Origin of the sequence: Hymenobacter terrestris (genome assembly GCF_013377905.1) — a bacterium.
In the GTDB taxonomy this organism is placed as follows: Bacteria; Bacteroidota; Bacteroidia; order Cytophagales; family Hymenobacteraceae; genus Hymenobacter; species Hymenobacter terrestris.
The window spans coordinates 1-19,435 of the sequence record NZ_JABKAV010000061.1 but is presented as its reverse complement, the minus strand read 5'-3'; the positions used below and the strand labels follow the sequence as shown (position 1 = coordinate 19,435).

General features: G+C 60.9%; 21 protein-coding genes. 5 read left to right on the top strand and 16 right to left on the bottom strand.

The window, feature by feature from the left end; genetic code table 11:
- The first annotated feature begins 117 nt into the window (after nt 1–117).
- The 4 genes from HW556_RS15105 (at nt 118) to HW556_RS15090 (ending at nt 4,205) form a co-directional block, all read left to right on the top strand.
- The gene (locus HW556_RS15105) at nt 118–1,311 is read left to right on the top strand and encodes an XdhC family protein (RefSeq protein ID WP_176900953.1); all 1,194 of its coding nucleotides are present in this window, start codon (nt 118–120) and stop codon (nt 1,309–1,311) included.
- A 48-nt stretch (nt 1,312–1,359) separates the two neighbouring features.
- Nucleotides 1,360–1,971: a nucleotidyltransferase family protein gene (locus tag HW556_RS15100; RefSeq protein ID WP_176900952.1), complete on the top strand. Its 612-nt coding sequence runs from the start codon at nt 1,360–1,362 to the stop codon at nt 1,969–1,971.
- 81 nt (nt 1,972–2,052) lie between these two features.
- Nucleotides 2,053–3,498 carry an MFS transporter gene (locus HW556_RS15095; protein WP_176900951.1) on the top strand — a complete coding sequence of 482 codons (1,446 nt, stop codon included), beginning with the start codon at nt 2,053–2,055 and terminating at the stop codon, nt 3,496–3,498.
- 191 nt (nt 3,499–3,689) lie between these two features.
- Nucleotides 3,690–4,205, top strand: a complete 516-nt coding sequence (locus tag HW556_RS15090) for a DinB family protein (protein WP_176900950.1) — start codon at nt 3,690–3,692, stop codon at nt 4,203–4,205.
- A 152-nt stretch (nt 4,206–4,357) separates the two neighbouring features.
- Here HW556_RS15090 and HW556_RS15085 read toward each other — a convergent pair whose 3' ends face one another.
- Both HW556_RS15085 and HW556_RS15080 read right to left on the bottom strand, forming a co-directional pair.
- On the bottom strand, nt 4,358–6,025 hold the full coding sequence (locus HW556_RS15085; protein ID WP_176900949.1) for an amidohydrolase: 1,668 nt from the start codon (nt 6,023–6,025) through the stop codon (nt 4,358–4,360).
- A 236-nt stretch (nt 6,026–6,261) separates the two neighbouring features.
- Nucleotides 6,262–7,035 carry an AMP nucleosidase gene (locus tag HW556_RS15080; RefSeq protein WP_119657022.1) on the bottom strand — a complete coding sequence of 258 codons (774 nt, stop codon included), beginning with the start codon at nt 7,033–7,035 and terminating at the stop codon, nt 6,262–6,264.
- Between the two features lie 180 nt (nt 7,036–7,215).
- On the opposite strand from HW556_RS15080, the gene HW556_RS15075 reads away from it, so the two are divergent.
- On the top strand, nt 7,216–7,662 hold the full coding sequence (locus HW556_RS15075; protein WP_176900948.1) for a type I restriction enzyme HsdR N-terminal domain-containing protein: 447 nt from the start codon (nt 7,216–7,218) through the stop codon (nt 7,660–7,662).
- 18 nt (nt 7,663–7,680) lie between these two features.
- Here the strand turns inward: HW556_RS15075 and HW556_RS15070 are convergent, their stop codons facing one another.
- The 14 genes from HW556_RS15070 to HW556_RS15005 all read right to left on the bottom strand — a co-directional run.
- Nucleotides 7,681–8,835, bottom strand: a complete 1,155-nt coding sequence (locus HW556_RS15070) for an aminotransferase class I/II-fold pyridoxal phosphate-dependent enzyme (protein ID WP_176900947.1) — start codon at nt 8,833–8,835, stop codon at nt 7,681–7,683.
- Nucleotides 8,836–8,950: 115 nt separating this feature from the next.
- Nucleotides 8,951–9,214 carry a hypothetical protein gene (locus HW556_RS15065; protein ID WP_176900946.1) on the bottom strand — a complete coding sequence of 88 codons (264 nt, stop codon included), beginning with the start codon at nt 9,212–9,214 and terminating at the stop codon, nt 8,951–8,953.
- Between the two features lie 194 nt (nt 9,215–9,408).
- A complete protein-coding gene (gene bioB / locus HW556_RS15060) occupies nt 9,409–10,416 on the bottom strand; it encodes a biotin synthase BioB (protein ID WP_176900945.1) in 1,008 nt (335 codons plus the stop codon).
- A 160-nt stretch (nt 10,417–10,576) separates the two neighbouring features.
- Nucleotides 10,577–11,014, bottom strand: a complete 438-nt coding sequence (gene yiaA, locus HW556_RS15055) for an inner membrane protein YiaA (protein WP_176900944.1) — start codon at nt 11,012–11,014, stop codon at nt 10,577–10,579.
- Nucleotides 11,015–11,388: 374 nt separating this feature from the next.
- Nucleotides 11,389–12,516 carry a 23S rRNA pseudouridine(2604) synthase RluF gene (rluF, locus tag HW556_RS15050; protein ID WP_176900943.1) on the bottom strand — a complete coding sequence of 376 codons (1,128 nt, stop codon included), beginning with the start codon at nt 12,514–12,516 and terminating at the stop codon, nt 11,389–11,391.
- Nucleotides 12,517–12,752: 236 nt separating this feature from the next.
- On the bottom strand, nt 12,753–13,091 hold the full coding sequence (locus HW556_RS15045; RefSeq protein ID WP_176900942.1) for a hypothetical protein: 339 nt from the start codon (nt 13,089–13,091) through the stop codon (nt 12,753–12,755).
- Between the two features lie 20 nt (nt 13,092–13,111).
- Entirely contained in the window at nt 13,112–13,501 is a 390-nt protein-coding gene (locus tag HW556_RS15040) for a hypothetical protein (RefSeq protein WP_176900941.1), read from the bottom strand.
- 134 nt (nt 13,502–13,635) lie between these two features.
- Nucleotides 13,636–14,238, bottom strand: coding sequence for a hypothetical protein (locus tag HW556_RS15035; RefSeq protein ID WP_176900940.1), 603 nt, complete (start codon nt 14,236–14,238; stop codon nt 13,636–13,638).
- A gap of 62 nt (nt 14,239–14,300) precedes the next feature.
- The gene (locus HW556_RS15030) at nt 14,301–15,362 is read right to left on the bottom strand and encodes a proline iminopeptidase-family hydrolase (RefSeq protein WP_176900939.1); all 1,062 of its coding nucleotides are present in this window, start codon (nt 15,360–15,362) and stop codon (nt 14,301–14,303) included.
- A 137-nt stretch (nt 15,363–15,499) separates the two neighbouring features.
- On the bottom strand, nt 15,500–16,558 hold the full coding sequence (locus HW556_RS15025) for a serine hydrolase domain-containing protein (protein WP_176900938.1): 1,059 nt from the start codon (nt 16,556–16,558) through the stop codon (nt 15,500–15,502).
- A 183-nt stretch (nt 16,559–16,741) separates the two neighbouring features.
- Nucleotides 16,742–17,476: a YebC/PmpR family DNA-binding transcriptional regulator gene (locus tag HW556_RS15020; RefSeq protein WP_176900937.1), complete on the bottom strand. Its 735-nt coding sequence runs from the start codon at nt 17,474–17,476 to the stop codon at nt 16,742–16,744.
- A gap of 159 nt (nt 17,477–17,635) precedes the next feature.
- Nucleotides 17,636–18,484 carry an SDR family NAD(P)-dependent oxidoreductase gene (locus HW556_RS15015; RefSeq protein WP_176900936.1) on the bottom strand — a complete coding sequence of 283 codons (849 nt, stop codon included), beginning with the start codon at nt 18,482–18,484 and terminating at the stop codon, nt 17,636–17,638.
- Nucleotides 18,485–18,550: 66 nt separating this feature from the next.
- Nucleotides 18,551–19,006 carry a hypothetical protein gene (locus HW556_RS15010; protein ID WP_176900935.1) on the bottom strand — a complete coding sequence of 152 codons (456 nt, stop codon included), beginning with the start codon at nt 19,004–19,006 and terminating at the stop codon, nt 18,551–18,553.
- 56 nt (nt 19,007–19,062) lie between these two features.
- Nucleotides 19,063–19,435 (bottom strand): SpoIIAA family protein (locus HW556_RS15005; protein ID WP_176900934.1); only part of this gene is annotated, 373 nt, incomplete at its 5' end.

Below are 19,435 nucleotides of genomic sequence, written 5' to 3'. Positions count from 1 at the left end.
CCGTTGAACGGGTAGTGGTGGGGGGGGGGGCGGGACCAGGCCCCGCCCCTACAGCGTGCCCGCAACTTGAGTTATCCTAATAAAAAGCTATGAGTTAATGGCTAACAGCTTAATAAAATGACTGAACTCGAACGCCTGCTCCATGCTTATGACCAGCACCGCGTCGCGGGGCGAGCCTGCGCGCTGGCCTCGGTAGTGGATGTGGCCGGCTCGGCCTACCGCCGCCCCGGAGCCCGGATGCTGGTAACCGACGAAGGCCAGTTGACCGGAGCCATCAGTGGAGGCTGTCTCGAAGGCGACGCCCGCCGCCGGGCCCGCCGCACCATCCGCCAAGGCCGCCCCGCGCTGGTCACCTACGACTCGACCGATCCCGACGATGACCTGCAGTTCGGTGCCGCGCTGGGCTGCCAGGGCATCGTGCAGATTCTGCTCGAACCGCTCGACTTCCAGGACCCCGATAACCCGATGGAGCTGCTGCGCCGCTGGGCCGTTGCCACCGCGCACGCCCCGGCCGTGGTAGCCACCGTGTTTGCCGGAGTAGGGCCTTCGGATGAGGTGCAGGTTGGCCAGCGGCTGTTGATGTTGGCCGATGGAACCGTGGAAAGTACTCTGCCTGCCACGGCGGCTTTCCGGCAGTCACTATTAACCGATGCCCATGCCGCATTAGCTGTCGGCCGCCCCGCTACCCGCCATTATCCGGCCGGCTCCAGGGCTGTACGTGTGAGCCTGGAAATCCTGCGCCCGCCCGTGCGCCTGACCGTGTACGGAGCCGGCAACGACGTGCAGCCGCTGGTGCGCTTGGCTGCCAGCTTGGGCTGGCGCGTAATGGTAGTTGACGGCCGCCCGGCCCAGGTGCAACCAGCCCGCTTTCCCGAGGCCCACGCCGTGCGGGTGCTGCCGCTGGATAAGGTAGCAGAGCAGCCCTACGATGGTGCCTTCGCACTATTGATGACGCACAATTACTACTACGACCTGGCAGTGTTGCGCCATTTGCTTCCCGACGCCACTACGCCCTATATCGGGCTGCTGGGCCCGCGCAAGAAGTACGAGCGGCTGCTGCAGGACTTGGTAAAGGAAACTCCTGATGCCGCCGCACGACTGCACAGCCGCCTGCACAGCCCCATCGGCCTGAACCTGGGCGGCGAAACGCCCGAGGAAATTGCCCTTTCCATTGTGGCCGAAATCCAGGCGGTGCTAACGGGCCGCCCCGCCGGCTTCCTGCGCGACTCGCCCCATCCCATCCACCCAACCCTGCACGCCGACGCCCCGCTTGTGCCCGAGGGTAGGGTAGATGCTACCTGCGAATTGTAGGGGCGGGGCTTAGCTGAGCCCTGCACTACTGCTTGCGACTTCTGCCATATGCCCGCCATTCTGCTCCTGGCTGCCGGTTCTTCCTCACGCTTGGGGCGACCCAAGCAGCTGCTAATGTACCAGGGTCAGACGCTGCTGCGCCGGGCCGCCGAAACGGCCGTGGCTGCTGCGGCCGGCGTGCCGGTAGTGGTAGTAACCGGGGCGCAACATGAGGCGCTGTTGCCCGAGTTGACTGGCTTGCCGGTGCAGGTGGTGCGATGCCCTGATTGGGCTGTAGGCATGGGCGCTTCCATCCGGTGTGGCCTGCACCTGCTCGAAAGCCTGGAGGTTGCTTTCACGCCAGTAACGGTCATGCTCTGCGACCAACCCCACGTAACGCCCGCGCTGCTGGGGCAGCTGGCCGAAACCCACGCCGCCAGCGGCCGCCCCATAGTAGCCAGCCAGTACGGCGACACGCTGGGCGTACCAGTGCTGTTTGGCGCCGAGGCCCTGCCGCTGCTCCGGCAGCTGCCCGATTCGGCCGGGGCTGGGCAGCTGCTTCGGCAGCATCCGGCCCTGGTAGCCGCCGTGCCCTTCCCGGCCGGGGCTATTGATGTGGATACCGAGGCGCAATATGCGGCGCTGCTGGCGGGCGAGCCGGGGAGTGGTGCCGGAGCGTAACCGCCGCGTTGTCGGGCCACCACAACCACAGCCGTGAAATCCCGTTATCTTGCCCGCACTACTGCCCAAGCCCCTGCCTGTATGAGCGACGCTACCGCCGCCGTTACGTCCGCCGAACCCGGCGTTCAAACCATCCCCAAAGACGACAAGCGCATCACCCGCGGCTGGACGTTCTACGACTGGGCCAACTCGGTTTATCCGCTGGTTATTACCAGCTCTATCTTCCCCATTTACTGGGGCTCCGTAGTGAAAAGTCTTACGGGCACCGACAGCGGTAAAACGCCCGTCGAATTCCTCGGCATGAATGTTCCGGGCACCTCGCTCCAGAACTATTCGGTGTCGGCGGCCTTTCTCATCATTGCCCTCATCAGCCCGGTGCTCACGGCTCTGGCTGACTATTCGGGCCGGCGCAAGCTGTTCCTGCAGATTTTCTGCTACCTCGGGGCAGCCTCGTGCGCCGGGTTGTATTTCTTCGAGGCCAGCACGTTCACGATGGGGGTGTTCATCTTCATCATGGCCACGGTGGGCTTTTCGGGCTCCATCGTGTTCTACAACTCATACCTGCCCGATATTTCATCGGAGGAGCAGTTTGATTCGCTCTCGGCCCGCGGCTTTTCCATGGGCTACATCGGCTCGGTATTATTACTCGTTATCTGCCTGATACTCATTCAGGGGCCCACGCTGTCGGGCACGCCGCTATTTGGGCTGACTACTGAAAAGGCGACCCGCCTGAGCTTCCTGCTCACGGGCATCTGGTGGGCTGGCTTTGCCCAGATTCCCTTTGCCACGTTGCCCGCCGACCCCGGCCGCCGCGCTGGTGCCACCAACGATTCGGGCTGGCTGCTCAACGGTTTCCGCGAGCTGGGCAAGGTCTGGGAAGAAACCAAGCAGCAGCCCAACCTCAAGCGGTTTCTGCTGGCCTACTTCACCTACAACATGGGCGTGCAAACGGTGATGTACGTGGCCACACTCTTCGGTGATGAGGAACTCAAGCTCGACACCACCTCACTTATTATCACCATTCTACTGCTGCAGATAGTGGGTATTCTGGGCGCTTACCTGTTTTCCAAGCTCTCGGAGCGCATTGGCAACACCCGCGCCCTCAGTTGGGCCGTGTTCATCTGGATGCTGATTTGTATTGCCGGCTACTTCGTGCAGGCCGGCTGGAGCTTCTACGCGCTGGCCTCCGTTATCGGCCTTACTATGGGAGCAGTGCAGAGTCTCTCACGTTCTACGTATTCCAAAATCATCCCCGAGAACACACCCAACCCGGCGGCCTATTTCAGCTTCTTCGACGTGACCGAGAAGGTGGGCATCGTTATCGGTCTGATGGTGTTCGGCGGCATCTCGCAACTCATGGGCGGCAACATGCGCTACAGCATCCTGGCGCTCATCGTGTTCTTCATTCTTGGGCTCTATTTCCTGCTCCAACTGCGCGGCCGCAAGCTCCGCGAAGACGCGCCCACCGGCCCCGACACTTTTCCGGGCCCCCCGCCCGCCTCACCCACCAGCAGCACGCCCCTGTAGGAAATCAGGGGAATCAAAAGCGAAAGTGAAAACGGCCTCAAAGCAGCCCGTCATGCTGAGCTTGCCGAAGCATCTCTACCGCTTCTCTGCAACAGTCAACGAAGCGGTAGAGATGCTTAGACAAGCTCAGCATGACGGGCTGAAAATCTTCAGTTATTCACAACTATTTCAACTCTGCTTTCTAATTCCTCATGCACACCTCTTCGCTGCAACAGAACATTCTGGCCGAGCTCGACCACGAGTTGGCCACCACCCGCAAGCTGCTGGCGCTGGTACCCTACGAGCAGGCCGATTATCAGCCGCATCCTAAAAGCATGAAGCTGGGCCAACTGGCGTCCCACATCGTGAACCTGCTGGCTTTTAAGCAGCTGTTCGTGCAGCACCCCAGCCGCGACTTCCTCGACCCTAACGGCCCCAAGCCCGGCCCTTCGCCCACGAACCACGAGGAACTGATGGCCCGCTTCGAGGAATACAGCGCCAGCCTGCGAGTGGCCTTGGAGCAAGCCACCGATGAGGAGCTGACCCACAGTTTCCGCCTCCACCGCGGCGAGCAGACGCTGCTGGAGTATCCCAAAGCCACGGCCATCCGCATCATGGGCCTCAACCACAGCATCCACCATCGGGGCCAGCTCAGCGTATACCTGCGCCTGCTCGACGTTCCGATTCCGGCCATGTACGGCCCCTCAGCCGACGAACCTAACTGGTAAAAGAGGGCATTACGAAGCCACTCGTCATTCAGAGCGAAGCGAAGAATCTCGCGTGCTGACATTGTAGTAGTAGCCCTGCGTTAGGATTACTATCATCATGTCAGCACGCGAGATTCTTCGCTTCGCTCTGAATGACGGGTGGCCTTCCTGTTTTATTTCACCGAAAACACCTTCTCGCCCGCAATCCAGGTCTGCTGCACTTTAGCGTTGCGCAGCTTTTCGTTAGGCGCTTTAATTAGGTCGGTATCGAGGATAACAAAGTCGGCGGCCATCCCGGGGCGGATGCTGCCCTTCTGCTTGTCTTCGAAGGCGGCGTGGGCGGCCCAGGTGGTCATGCCGCGCAAAGCGTCGGGGCGCGAAAGGGCGTTTTCGGGCTGGAAGCCACCGGCCGGGTAGTTCTTGGCATCCTGCCGGGCCACGGCCGAGTGAAAGCCGAACAGCGGGTTGATATCCTCCACTGGGAAGTCGGAACCGATGGCCACCTGCCCGTACTGCTTGCGCAGCTGCTCGTAGGCGTAGGCTGTTTTGAGCCGCTCGGCGCCCAGCCGCTCACCGGCCCAGTACATATCGGAAGTGGCGTGGGTGGGCTGCACCGAAGGCACGATGCCGAACTGCCCGAACTTGCCCATGTCGGCCGGCGTAACCACCTGGGCGTGCTCGATGCGCCAGCGCCGGTCCTTCTGGCCCTTCAGCGCCTCACCATAGATGTTGAGAATGAGCCGGTTGGCCGAGTCGCCGATGGCGTGGGTGTTCATCTGGAATTTGCTGGCGGCCAGCAGCTTGGCTAGTTCGCGGAACTCCTTTTCGGTGGAGAGCAGGAAGCCGGTTTCCTTGGGTTTGTCGGCGTACGGGTCTACCAGGCAGGCCCCGCGCGAGCCCAGCGCCCCATCGGCGTACACCTTGAACGAGCTGACGGTAAGCCGGTCTTTGAGCACCGGACCGTTTTTGAGGTAGAAATCCTTGTTCTCCTTAGTAGGAGCGAGCATGGCGTGCAGGCGTACTTTAAGCTTGCCAGCCTCCTGGAGTTGGTCGAGGAAGTCGACGTTGGCCTTTTCCAGACCGGCGTCGGCCATGCTGGTCAGGCCCACGGCCAGGCAGCGCTGCTGGGCGTCGAGCAGGGCCGCTTCGGCCTCGGCCGCGCCGGGCGCCGGTATCTTGGCCGATACCAGGTCCACGGCATTATCCACCAGCAAGCCCGTGAGCTTGCCCTGGGAATCCTTGGCAATGCTGCCCCCGCTGATGGGCGTGCGGGCTGTAATGCCGGCCATATCCAGTGCCTTTTGGTTGACGAGGGCTGCGTGCCCATCTACCCGCACAATGAACACCGGCGTGTTCGGAAACAGCGCGTCGAGCGTGTCTTTGGTTGGAAACTGCTTGGTGGGCCAGTCGTTCTGGTCCCAGCCGCGGCCCGTGAGCCAGGCCGCCTGTGGGTACTGCTGCCGCTGCTTTTGCAGCTGCTGAATCACCTCGCCCCAGGAGTTGGTACCCACCAGTTCGGCGTCGCGCAGGCCCAGCCCGTAGCGGTAAAAGTGGCAGTGCGCGTCGTAGAAGCCGGGATAGATGAACTGCCCGTTGGCGTCCACTTCCTCTTTGGCCTCGAACTGGTCGCGCAGCTCCTCGGCCGTGCCCACGCCTACAAACTTGCCGTCCTTTACGGCAAATGCCTGCGCCGAGCTAAACGCCGAATCGACGGTGTACACCGTGGCATTGTAGACGAGCAAATCGGCCGGCTGGCGGTTGCCGCTCGATGTGGACTGGCAGGCGCTGAAGCCAGCGGCCAGCAGCGGCAGGGCAAGAAGCGGGCGGAAACGTGGGTGCATAGTGGCGGGAGTGTAGGGTTAAGAACGACAAGGTCGGGGAAAAGCCGGAGTTGTTGCGCGAAGTAGCGCGGAAGCTAAAAAACCAGCACCTCTCCTGGGCAAGGAGGGGTGCTGGTTTTTAGTTGGGAACTTCATTGAACGGCCGTAGCGCGAAGCTCCCGCTTCGCGTGTCGTTGAACGGCGTCATTTGAAAGTCGGCAACAATACGCAAAGCGGGAGCTTCGCGCTGCTGCGTGCTAGTCGAAGCGCATGTGCTTCACCGACTCGCCGGAGTTTTTCAGCTCCAGCAACGACTCAATACCGATTTTCAGGTGATTCAGCACGAAACCAGCCGTTACTTTCTTGTCGCTCTCCGACGTTTTCACGCCCTCGGGTGTCATCGGGTTGTCGCTCACCAGCAGCAGGGCGCCGTGCGGAATGCCGTTCACGAAGCCCACGGTGAAGATGGTAGCCGTTTCCATGTCCACGGCCATGGCCCGCACCTGACGCAGGTACTCCTTGAATGCCTCATCGTGCTCCCACACGCGGCGGTTGGTGGTGTATACCGTGCCGGTCCAGTAGTCCAGCTCGAACTTCTTAATTACGCTGCTCACGGCGCGCTGCAAACGGAAGGAGGGCAGGGCTGGAATTTCGGCCGGCAGGTAGTCATCAGAAGTACCCTCGCCCCGGATGGCGGCGATGGGCAGAATCAGGTCGCCGAGCTTGGTGTTGGATTTCAGGCCGCCGCACTTGCCCAGAAACAGGGCTGCCTTGGGCTCGATGGCCGAAAGCAAGTCCATGACGGTGGCCGCCATTGGCGAGCCCATACCGAAGTTGATAATGGTGATGCCGTTGGCCGTGGCCGTTTGCATGGGCTTGTCGAGGCCGCGCACTTCGGTGCCGAACTGCTCGGCAAACATGGTCACGTAGTTCGCAAAGTTGGTCAGCAAAATGTACTGTCCGAATTCCTCTAATTCGACTCCGGTATAGCGCGGGAGCCAGTTTTTAACAATGTCAGCTTTAGTCTTCATACAAAATGGTTGGGGTTGCGAAAGATAGGGTTACACCGCAGCCGGCAGCAGCCCGGAGCAGCGGCCAGCTCAGTCGGCCGGAAAAGGGTAGGTACAAAAAAGCCGTCGGTGCCCGGAAGGGGGAATCGACGGCACGGAATGAAAAGCGGGAGAAACCCCGGGGCCGTACCTTTGTAGGTGATGCAAGAGTTGAATCTGCCGCCTTTCGAAGCCAAAGTTACACAAAGCGGCGAAAAGTTGCTAATCTGGGACGTGCTGCGACGCCGCCACGTAGTGCTCACGCCCGAAGAATGGGTGCGCCAGCACCTGGTGCACTACCTCATCAACCACCGCGGCTACCCAAAAGGGCTGCTGAGCCTGGAGCGCGGCCACCAGTACAACCAGCGCCAGAAGCGCACCGACCTGCTGGCCCTCGACGCCACCGGCCAGCCCTTGCTGCTGGTTGAGTGCAAGCGCCCCACCGTACCCATCACGCCCGCCGTCGCCCACCAGATTGCCACCTATAATCTCACCATCGGTGCCCCGCTGCTGCTGCTCAGCAACGGCCTGGAGCACTACTGCTGGCGCGTAGATGCCGTAAACCGCACCAACGAGCGGCTGAGCGAAGTACCCGCTTATCTGAACTAGCGCAGCTAAGCCCCGCCCCTACGTCGTGCTGATAACTCCGATACATTCAGTTAATACTGCCGCCAACGCATCAATTTCAGCCTCGGTATTAAAGGAATGCACGATGAGCCGGAGCCGCTCGGTGCCGGCGGGCACGGTGGGGGCCACGATGGCGCGTACATCGAAGCCAGCGGACTGAGCGGCGGCGGCAATGGCGCGCACGGCGGCGGGGCCGGGGTTTTGGGTGAAGAAGACCGGGTGGATAACGTGGCTGGTGGCCGGCACATGCAGCCCGGGCACGGCGTTGAGCGTAGCTTTGAGGTAGTCTGACAGCTGGAAAAGCTGCTCGCGGGCCGGCTGCAATTCGGGTAGCAGCTCGTAAGCCGCCGCAAGGCTGGCCACGGTGGCGGGAGGCAGGGCCGTGGTGTAGATGAAAGGCCGGCTGAAATTGAGTAGGTAGTCGCGCAGCAGGGCCGAGCCGGCCACGGCTGCACCCTGGCTGCCGAGGGCCTTGCCGAAGGTGAGGATGCGGGCAAATACGGCTTCCTGCAGACCTAAATCGGCTACCAGCCCTTCGCCGCGGGAGCCGTAGAGGCCGTTGGTATGCGCCTCATCAACCACCAGATGCAGACCAAGGCGCTGGCAAACGGCCGCCAGCTCGGCCAGCGGCGCTACGTCACCATCCATGGAATACAGCGCTTCTACAGCCACAAATACGGTCCCGGTGGCACGGGCGGCCTTGCGTTCTAAATCGGCCAAATCGTGGTGGCGGAAGCTCCAGGCGGTGGCTGGCGTGGCCCGGATGCCATCCTTGACGGAGGCGTGACTGGCCTCGTCGTATATAATGGTGTCGCCGCGCCGGGGTACGGCCCCGAAGAAGCCTAGGTTGGCCGCGTAGCCCGAATTGAAGAGCAGCGCCGCTTCGGCCCCGTGGAAATTGGCCAACTGGGTTTCTAGCGCCTCAGCTGCAACCGAATTTCCAGTGAGCAGCCGTGAGCCGGTGCTGCCCGCAGGCAACTGGGCCGCAGCCTTCACTGCTGCCAGTACCTGTGGGTGTCTACTCAGACCGAGGTAGTCGTTGGAGCTGAAATCGGTGAGGCTGGGGGCGGGCGGAGCAGGCAGGCGGCGGCGGGTGCCTGCGGCCTCGCGCCGGGCCAGCTCGGCGGCCAGGCGCTGGTGCAGAGAAGTAGGCATGGTAGCGCGGAAAACGGTTGTCCTGAGCGAAGCAAAAGAACTTCACAGAAGGGAACTGCAAAAGCAGTCAGCTTCTCTGTTGGCCCTTCGCTTCGTTCAGGATGACACGGAAACCTTATCCTGCAAACGGGCCCACCGAGAGCCACACGCTGCCATCCTGCCCGAAAGTGCGGGCGCTGACAACCAGCCATTCAGAATCCACCTCTACCCGGTCGCCGACGGCGGGCAGTACGCCGTGGCGCTGCATCACTAGGCCCAATGCCGACCCAACCTTATCCTCCAGCTCTGAAATCAGGTCCTGGGCCGCGCGGGCCTCATGCTGCTGGCGGATGCTCTCGGCGTAGGTGTAGTCGAGGTTGAGGTCGAAAGGAATTTCCATGGAGGGAGAATTAGAGAAAAAAAACAGTGTCATGCTGAGCGAAGCCGGAGGCGTAGTCGAAGCATCTCTACCGCAACAAGTAAATCCTACTATCAGAGTTACTACGTCACGCGGGATGCTTCGACTACGCCTCCGATTTCGCTCAGCATGACACTGTTTGGATGGTCTGTTCTGCTGTTGGCGTAGAGCAGCGCTTATGCCTCTACGGGTGCCTTGCCGCGGCCCATCAGTACGGCGCCTTCGGGCACATCTTTGAACGACTTGCGGGGCTTGAGGCCGAGCAAAGCGAACATCTGCTGGTCGGCGTCGAAGTCGGGGTTGGGGGTGGTCAGCAGCTTCTCACCCGAGAAGATAGAGTTGGCACCAGCCAGGAAGCACAGGGCCTGCTCAGTAACGGGCATTTCCTGGCGGCCGGCCGAGAGGCGCACCATGGTGTTGGGCATCAGAATGCGGGCGGTGGCAATCATGCGCAGCATTTCCCACACGCTCACGCGGGGCTGCTCGGCCAGGGGTGTGCCTTCTACGGGCACCAGGGCATTTACCGGCACGCTCTCGGGATGGGCCTCCAGGGTAGCCAGCGTGTGCAACATGGCCACGCGGTCCTCGTCGGTTTCGCCGAGGCCGATGATGCCGCCCGAGCACACCGAAATACCGGCCTTGCGCACGTGCTCCAGCGTGTTCAGCCGGTCGTCGTAAGTGCGCGTGGTAATGATGTCGTCGTACTTCTCGCGGCTGGTGTCGAGGTTGTGGTTGTAGGCGTAGAGGCCGGCCTCTTTCAGGCGCTCGGCTTGGTACTCGTTCAGCATGCCCAGCGTGCAGCATACTTCCAGGCCGAGGCCGTTTACCTGCTCTACCATGCCCAGCACGCGGTCAAAGTCCTTGTTGTCGCGAATTTCGCGCCAGGCGGCCCCCATGCAGAAGCGGGTCGAGCCGGCGTCGCGGGCGCGCTGGGCCGAGGCCAGCACTTCGGCGTCGGGCAGCAGCTTGTGAGCTTGCACGCCGGTGTGGTAGCGGGCGGCCTGGGGGCAGTAAGCGCAGTCTTCGGGGCAGCCGCCGGTTTTCACGCTCAGCAGCGTACATACCTGCACTTCGCCGGTGGCCTGGGTTACGGCATGGATGGCAGCAGCCTGCGAAACGAGTTCCAGCACAGGCTGGTGGTAAATGGCGGTTACTTCGGCGAGGGTCCAGTCGGTGCGGAGCATGTTTTAGGCTATTAGCTGTTAGCTGATGGCTGTTAGCTTGCGGGGCATTGCTGTCAGGCGGAAAGCCAACAGCCAGTAGCCAACAGCTAACAGCTAAAATGTAGCCGCAAGATACTCAGCGGCGCCAGAGTATCCGCTGCTTAGGTTGCCGAATTGCTGGCTATTCGGCACTGAACCGATTTTCCGGGGCCGAGGTGGCAGGTTGGTCGAAGCGGGCGTCGCGGGTGTTTTTCTGCACGGAAATGGCCGCGAACAGGCTCAGCAGAAACGACATGGCGTAAAAGCCTTTTTCGCTGAGCGTGAGCGTGGCGTTCCACAGGCCCACCGTGAGCAAGGCAATGGAGAGGATGGTGGAAAACCAACTCAGGCCATAGTAAATGGTGGTTACCGGAATGCCATCAAGCTGGTCGCGTACCGATTTCTGGAGCGAAATGGCCGAAAACAGCCCATACATCAGAATGGTGAAGTAGTAGCCTTTCTCGTTGAGCAGCATCTGAGCGTTCCAAAGGCCGATAATGAAGGCGACCATGCCGGCCAGCAGGGCAAACCAAGAGGCGGCGACAAAAGCGTTGGAAGGCTTGGCGAGGGGAGCGTTCATGGCACTGGCAGTGAAGTGGTAAAAGAAGTGCCGGCGGCAACCCGTCCGACATTCCAAACATACGCGTCCATTCCTAGCGGGTAGCCCCAAGATTCCGTACGTTCAGACTTTAGTAAACCATCCTTGTTGGAGTAGCGTTGGCTAATGCGTAGGCATAAAAAGGCTGTTTAAGGACATTTTAAGCCATTGTGATGCTGTATTTTCGCCTCCTAAAATTTGCCCCGACAAGTGCAATATCAGACTTCCTGACAGGCGTGTTTCAGCAGGAGTAAGGCCTGTTGCTGGTCGAGAACCAGTCGGTTATCTGCCAAAAAAAACAGCAGCCCCCGACCTATTGAAAGTTAGGGGGCTGCTGAAATTGCGTTCGGCTGGTACTACCGGCTGCGGCTGGCACCACGGCTGCCGCGGCTGCTGCTTTTGCCTTTGGCAGGGCCGCTGGCACCTTTGGCTGGGCGCTTGGTGGCTCCTTTCGGACCACTTTTCGGGCCGGCAGATTTGCCGGGGCGGGGACCGGCTTTATCGGTGGGGCGGCCTGAGCCGGCGGTGCGGCCAGCCGTTACCAGCCGCTTGGGCTTGGCGCCGGGACGCACGGAATCTTTGTCGAGCCAGGTGCCGGCTGGCAGGGCCTTGGTTTTGCGCGGGGCCTCGTCGCCCATCGAGGGGTCGGAGGGGAGGCGTACGATGTCGGGGCGGGTGGTGGCGCGGCGGGCCGTTTTGCGGCCCGGCTGGTCGCCCCACTGCTCGGCCGTGGATACCACTTTGCGGCGGCGCGGCGTGCGGCCGTCGTCGGTGCCACTGGAGTTTTCAATCATCTCAAACAGCACCTTCAGCTCCTTGTCGCGCAGCTCGCGCCACTCGCCGGGCCCGAGGCCTTTGATGCTGATGTTCATGATGCGGATGCGCTCCAGTTGTACCACTTCGTAGCCGAAATGCTCGCACATTCGCCGGATCTGGCGGTTCATGCCCTGCACCAGCGTCAGCCGGAAAATGTAGGGCGTATCCTTCACCACCTTGCATTTCTGGGTCATTACGCCTAAAATGGGTACCCCATTCTGCATGGCCTCGATGAAATCGTCCTTGATGGGCTTATCCACCATCACGATGTACTCCTTCTCGTGCTGGTTGCCCGCGCGCAGAATTTTGTTCACGATGTCGCCGTTGCTCGTCATCAACAGCAAACCCTGCGACTCCTTGTCGAGCCGGCCGATGGGGAAGATGCGCACCGTGTGCTTGATGGCGCGAATAACGTTGTCCTTCACGCCCAGATCGGTGGTCGTGACGATGCCGGGAGGCTTATTGTAGGCCAGATACACCGCCTCTTCCTCAGGCCGGGGCTCTATGTGGGCGCCGTTCACCACTACCCGGTCGCGGGTCGTTACCTGGTCGCCAACGCTGGCGCGCTTGCCATTCACCGTTACGTTGCCCTGCTCGATGTGGCGGTCGGCTTCGCGGCGCGAGCACACGCCACTTTCGCTGATGTATTTATTGAGTCGGGTTGCCATAAGAGTAAAATGTAGTGCCGGGTACTGAAAGGGTGTCAGGGAATTGGCAGGCTGAGCCTGTCGAAGCAAAAGCAGTGCTGCTCACAAAGGCATCCTTAACACCCGCTTAGGCCGGCGGCAAAAAAAGAGGCTGCCGGCCCGAGGTGGGTCGGCAGCCTGCAAAGGTACGCCGTATTCAGGAGAGGGATACTGTCTCAGCTGATAGCCAGCGGGCACGCTTAGATCTGAACCGGAACCTAATCGAAAAACGCGAACAGCGCCGTTTCCAGGGCAGCGGGCAGCGTGGGCGGCGTGATGGTGCGCAGCTGCAGCGGCGAGTCGCCCTCGGTAGGCGAAAAGCTGCCCTCGTTGGTGTTGAAGCGTAACTGGCCCTGCGTGAATTCGCGCAAGTGTTCGCCGGCTTCCGTGCTCATATCCTCGAAATTGAGTTGGCTGAGCTGGCCGCTTGCGTTATCCAGGTACAGCCAGAAGTACAGGTGGCTGGGGTTCTTGCTCTGGATGTCGAGGCGCTTTACTTCGAAAACGGTGGCCGTATCGGCTTCAAACAGAAACAGGGAGCGGTAGGGGAAACGCATAGGGTCAGAGAAAAGAGTGCTTACAACACGTACACGAGCAGCCCGAGCAGGGGCACGAAAACCAGCAGGCACAATAGTAGCGGCCGCCAGATGCTCCGGGCCGGGTGGTCCTTTTTGTTGAGAATAAACGAATCGGCGTAGGCATTAAGGCCGTAGCCGCCCGCCAGCCCGATGCCCGCGGCGTAAGCCCCGTACGCAGAAGTGTTGGGCAGAAACGACACCAACACCCCCATCAGGACCATATATACCACACTCGCCCAGATAACCTTACGCGCCTGATCGGGTCTGCCAATTGCCCGCAAGTTGCTGGCCGTGAGAAAACTGGCCGCAATGGTAGTGAACACAAGCGAAAACAGCCGGATGCTACGCTGGGAATACAGGGAGGGAATGGTAGCAGGAGGAAGGGGCATGAGGAGAGTTACATGAGGCGACAGGCACTGGCAAACCTACTCCCAAAAGCTGGCCCAACCGCCAAATAGAAGCAAGGGGTTCACCATTAACTTGCCAGAGCCGCTCACCATGTTAAAGTGGACTTCGTGAGAGGCTACGAGGAAGGCGATTCGCCGGGTAGCTCAGCATTGTGGTAAATCAATAGGCCAGATATGCTCTCAACCGGGAGTTGTAACGCTTGTTGCACTAAATCAAGCTTACGGGCAAAACTGACCAATTCTACTAGCACCCGTGTATACGCATCGGCTAGGGCGGGCTTGGCTACGCGGATTTCGACGGGAGTAGTCGGCTGGAATTCTTCGCTCTCATCTTGACAAGTAAAAATTACTTCAGTATTCGTGAAACGAATACTAGGCTCTGGATGGCCGTGGTAGTAGGCACTACGGGCATAAATAGCCAAATGCTTCCAGTAGATGATGTCACTCAACTCTCCGCAGCACTGCGGAAAAAGGGTATTCTGGTCATTGATCCGCAGGACATAGCCGCCGAAGAAAGGGTATACCTCTTCCAGTGTCCACATGCCATTAAAGTAACCCTTCAAGTGGGATTTGGCCAGAACTATGAGAATAGCTGAATCCAAATCGGAAATCCGGTAAAAGTAGGTTCCGGGCGCAATGGGGGAAATCTTTCGCAACGCCTGAGCTACTTCCTCCTCTTGAATATTTACTTCGATAACGGGTACCAGCTCTACGTGCACGTTCAGTTTATTTTCCAGTTGTCGAATAACCGTTCAACGATGAAACGCAAAATGTTGTGTCTCTATAACTCTACTTCCTGTTCGCCCTGGTCTACGCCTTTCATCCACGTTGTCAGGCCGCGCATATAGGTTTGCTGGTCGTCGTAGAAGCTCATGTGGCTGCCGTTGGGGCAGATGAGGGCGGTGCCGTGCTGCACTTTTTCGGCCACCATGCGCATGTGCTCGGGGTCCATGGTGTCGTGTTTGCCACCGATGCTGAGCACGGGCACCGCCAGCTTCGGCAGGTCGGGCACGCGGTTCCAGTTCAGCAGCTTGCCCGATACGCCAAACTCGCTTGGCCCCTGCATGGTCACGTACAGCGACTGGTTCATTTTGGCAAACGAGCGGTTCACCGGCTCGGGCCACTCATCCAAAGGGCGGCGCAAGATGTGTTGGGTATAGAAATTGGGCAGCAGCAGCTCCATGTAACGCGGATTCTGGAAATCTTTGCGCGCCTCAATTTCCCGAATTTCTCTCAGCACTTCGGGCTTGAACTGGGGCGCCAATACTTCCTCGGCGTACTTCCCGTAGGCCGGAATGCTCATCATCATGTTGCTGATGACAAGGCCCTTGAGATGTTGCTGGTACTTGAGGGCGTACTCGGCGGCCAGAATGCCGCCCCAGCTGTGGCCCAGCAAATAGAAGTTGCTGTTGTCGAGCTTGAGCGCCTGGCGTACCTGCTCCACTTCCTCCACGTAGCGCGGCAGGCTCCACATGGCGGTATCCTTGGGGTTGTCGGAGTTGCCGCAGCCGAGTTGGTCGTAGTAGATGAACTCGATGCCCTCGCGGGGCAGAAAGCTTTCCATGCACTCGAAATATTCGTGCGTGGCCCCCGGCCCGCCATTCAGCAGCAGCAGCTTGATGCGCGGGTTGCTGCCAAACCGCTTGGTCCAGACGTTGAACGTGCCCTTGGGCGTGGTGATGGGCACCATCTTCACGCCGCCATCGGCCAGCGCAGTGGTGTCGGGAGCGGGGAAGTAAGCCGTGAGGGCCAGCGCGGCGGCATCGGGCACTTCGGTAGCGGATGGGGAGCAGGCGGCGGCCGTGAGGGCCAGCAGGGTGACAGCGAGGAGGCGTTTCAGCATCCGGCAATATATTCAGTTGTCAGTTGTCAGTTGTGAATGACGTAGGGGCGGGGCTTGCCCCCGCTCACCGTTGAACGATTCAGAACCGGGCCGGGGCAACGGGGGGGGGGGACGAGCCCCGCCCCTACGTCATTCAATTACTCCGCCAGCCACTGCTGGGTCCGGTACTCGCCAGGGCCGATAAACAGGCGCAGCAACTCGTCGGTGAGAAGCAGGCCGTTGGCACTGTTAGTGAAGAAAAGCAGACTTTCGCGGCGGCCGGGCAGTACCATGAAAAAGGCCTGAAAGTCGTCGTTGTCGCCCCAGTGCCAGAGGGCGGGGCCAGTACTGGTAGTAGCCAAGCCAACGCCTGTCGCCCAGGCCACAAACGGGTCGGTGGGGCCAGTTGGCCGGCCGCAGCGGCGGGCCTCATTGGCGGGCGTAGTCAGCAGGGCAGCAGTGGTTCGTTTGAGGTCCCGGCCGGCGTGTAGGGCCTGCACAAAGCGGTTGTAGTCGGGTGCGGTGGTGAGCAGGCTGTAGGCTGCGTAGGGCTGGGCAAAGCGGCGTACCTGAGTAGGCTGGCCGGCCTTTTCGTGGCCAGTAGCGGCGTTGCCTGCAAACCGGGGCTGCCACCGGAAGCTGCTGCGGCGCATCTTCAGCGGCCCGAAAACCTCCCGCTGGGCCAGTACTTCCAGCGACTCGCCGGTAAGCTGCTCCAGCGTTTGCTGCAGCCACACAAAGCCTTCGCCTGAGTAGTTCCAGCAGCTGTCGGGGGCAAAGCGAAACGCCAGGGGCGAAGTGACCCAGGTGGGCCCCAGTGGGTTATCGGCCCAGTTGGGCAGGCCGGTGGTGTGGGTGAGCACCATGCGAGCTGTTACGCGGGCGGCGTGGGGCTGGCCCTGCACGCGCGGGTACGGTGCATAACTGAGCAGCGGTCGGTCGAGCTCGAATCGGCCCTGATCGTGGAGCCGGAGCGTGAGGTAGGCCAGCACCACTTTGCCCAGCGAGGCCGCCTGAAACACGGTTTCGGCCGTTACGGCCACGGCCGAATCCTGCCGGAGTCGTCCTGCCGTGTAGGTGGTAACCTTACTGCCTTTGGTGTGCACGAGCTGGAGGCCCGGCACGTTGTGTTGGGCCAGTAGGGCAGTTAGCTCGGTCTGCTGAGCAGCGGCGTTCAGGTTAAACAGCAGCAGGGACAACAGGAGCAGCAGTTTCATAGGACTCGGGAAGGCTGGAAGCGGGGTTGCAGTCGGGATAGGTACTTCGGAAGATGCGGGAAATGGGGCAGCGGTTGTCCCAACAAAAAGCAAAATGGGCTGCTCCACCTGGAGCAGCCCATCAGACCAGCGAAATCGGTCACGAAATCCGTGAAATCCGCTAAAAATCAGGCTAATCTGTGATTAGCCAAGCGTGTGGTACACGGCCTGCACGTCGTCGTCCTCTTCGAACTTCTCGATCAGGTTCATTACTTCTTCCAGCTCGTCGCCTGCGAGGCTGACGGTGGTATTGGGCACGCGCTGCAACTGGGCCGACAGCACGTTGAATGCCTTTTCTTCCAGCGCCTTTTGCATCTGCCCGAAGTCGGTGAAGGCCGTTTCCACTACGATGTAGTTTGTTATCTGGCCCTGTTCGTCCTCCTCCTGGTCGGCGTACACGTCTTCGGCACCGGCGTCAATCAGCTCCAACTCCAGCTCTTCCACGTCGAGGCCCTCGGCGGCCAGCTTGAACACGCCCTTGCGGGTGAAGGTGTAGTCGGAGGAGCCAGCGGTGCCCAGCGCGCCGTTGCCCCGGTTGAAGTACATGCGCACGTTGGCCACGGTGCGGGTAGGGTTGTCGGTAGCAGTTTCAATTACTACGGCCACGCCGTGGGGTGCGTAGCCCTCGTACACCACCTCCTGGTAATCCTTTTCCTCGCGCGAGGAAGCCCGCTTAATGGCGGCTTCTACCCGGTCTTTGGGCATGTTCACGCCCTTGCCGTTCTGGATGGCCGTGCGCAGGCGCGAGTTGGTGTCGGGGTTGGGCCCGGCCTCCTTCACGGCCATCACAATTTCGCGGCCGATGCGGGTAAAGTCTTTCGACATTTGGTCCCAGCGCTTCATTTTGCGGCCTTTGCGGAATTCAAATGCGCGTCCCATCTATTGGTGGTTTGGTGAAATGGTAAGGAGTAGGGTATCGTGCTGGCGCTAGGCCGGAACGAGGTGCAAGTTAGCAGAAACCCAGCCGGGGCTGAAATCGAGGAGCAAATTAGCAGGCGAAAACGAGCTTCAGTTTCACTCGTTCACCAAGTGACTCCTTCACTGTTTCACCTTAAGCCCCAGGCCGCGGGCCAGCAGCCAGTCGAGGGCGCGGGCGGGCAGCAGGCGGGGCACAATGTAGGCGCGAAACACGTCGGCGGCAATGGTGTAGCGCAGTTTGGGTCGGGGCGTTTCCAGTATCTGCACCAGCCGGCCGGCTACATATTCGGGTGTCAGGCCCTGGGCGCGGGTCTTGTTCACGAATTTCAGGAAGCGTTGGGCCGGGCCGTGGTAAGGCGTGTGGGCATAGGGCGCGAGGTCGATTCCTTTGTCCCAGATGGGCGTTTGCGTAACGCCCAAGCCAATGAGCACCACCGGAATGCCGAACAGTTTCAGCTCGCGCCGCCAGCTGCCCGTGATGCCCTCCAGCGCGTGCTTGCTACCCACGTAAGCCCCCAGAAACGGCGAGGCCACCTGCCCGCTTACCGACCCCATATTCAGCACCCGGCCCGGCTGGCCCACGAACCCCGGCCGCGCCCCCAGCAGCGGCAGAAACGCCTGCGTCACGGCAATCAGGCCCAGCACATTCACTTCGAAATGTTGCCGGATAACCTCCAACGGCTGATGCTGCAGCGGCCCACCAAAGGCCACGCCGGCGTTATTAAGCAGGCCCGTCAGTGGCTCCGGACCCAGAGCGCGGCTCACTTCGGCCGCCGCCCGGGCCACGGCTTCGGCATCAGTTACATCGAAGAGCAGGGGCGTGAAACCGGGACCTAATTCGGCTTGTAACCGGGCTGCATCAGCCTCGGTGCGCAGGCTGCCGAACACGCGGTAGCCCCGCGCCAGAAACGCCCGCGCCGCCGCTAAACCTACTCCACTCGATACGCCGGTAATAACGATTGACTGCATCAGATGAGAAGAGGTAAGCTAAACGTTTACGCATGTTTTAAAGAAGCTCGGTCCGGGCGCCTGCTGCTACTGCCGCCGTAGTGTGTAGGTGCTCTGGTTGCCCACCGGAAAGCCCGCCACTACAATGGTAAGCTGGCCTTTGTCCAGCCGGAAAGTGCCTTCATCGGTGCGCGGGCGGCCGTTTTTGGCGGTGTACGTGAAGCTGATGCGGCCGGGCGTGAACGTGTAGCGGCCGTCCTGGTCGAAGCGCATAGGGCCGCCGTTGGCCGTCAGCGTCAGGCGCTTCTGGTAGGTGCCGTCGGAGCGCAGCGTGAGTGTGCCGCCCACGCCCTGCGCCGATATGGGCTCGGGGCTGCTTTCCCGGTCGAGGATGGTGTAGCTGAGGTAGGTGTAGGTGCCGAAAAATGGCGCGGGCGCAACCGGCCGGGGCACTGGCTGCGCCCGGGCGGGCTGCTGGGCCGCCAGCGGTAGCGCCGATAGTAGCAGAAAAAGTAGGGGCAGCAGGGGGCGACGGACGTTCATGCCGAAAGATAAGCGCCCCTGAGTAGATGGCAGGGGTTGCAGTTGCCCGGCCACCATCAGTCCTCGATACTCAACACCCAGGCCAGCGCGGTATCGGCTTCGTCAAAATCGAAGGTTTTAATGGGCAGCTTCTGCGTAAGCGAAACGCTGCAGGCCACCGCTTCGCGTGAGGGCCAGTCCATGGCATTTATCCAGGCTACGGCCCGCACGCCGCGGGCGGCCAGCGCGGGGGCCATTACCTGTCCAATCCAGTCGCCGGCTTCCAGCCACTCGCCAAATACTTCGCTGCTGTCATTTACCATGCGGTGCACGGGCTGCGTGGCGGGCAGGCTGGCAAGCATAAGCTGGCACTGCTGCTGCGCCAGCGCCGCATCGAAGCGGCCGCGCCATTGGGCCTGCACCAGCTTGTACTGGCTGCTGTAGCTTACC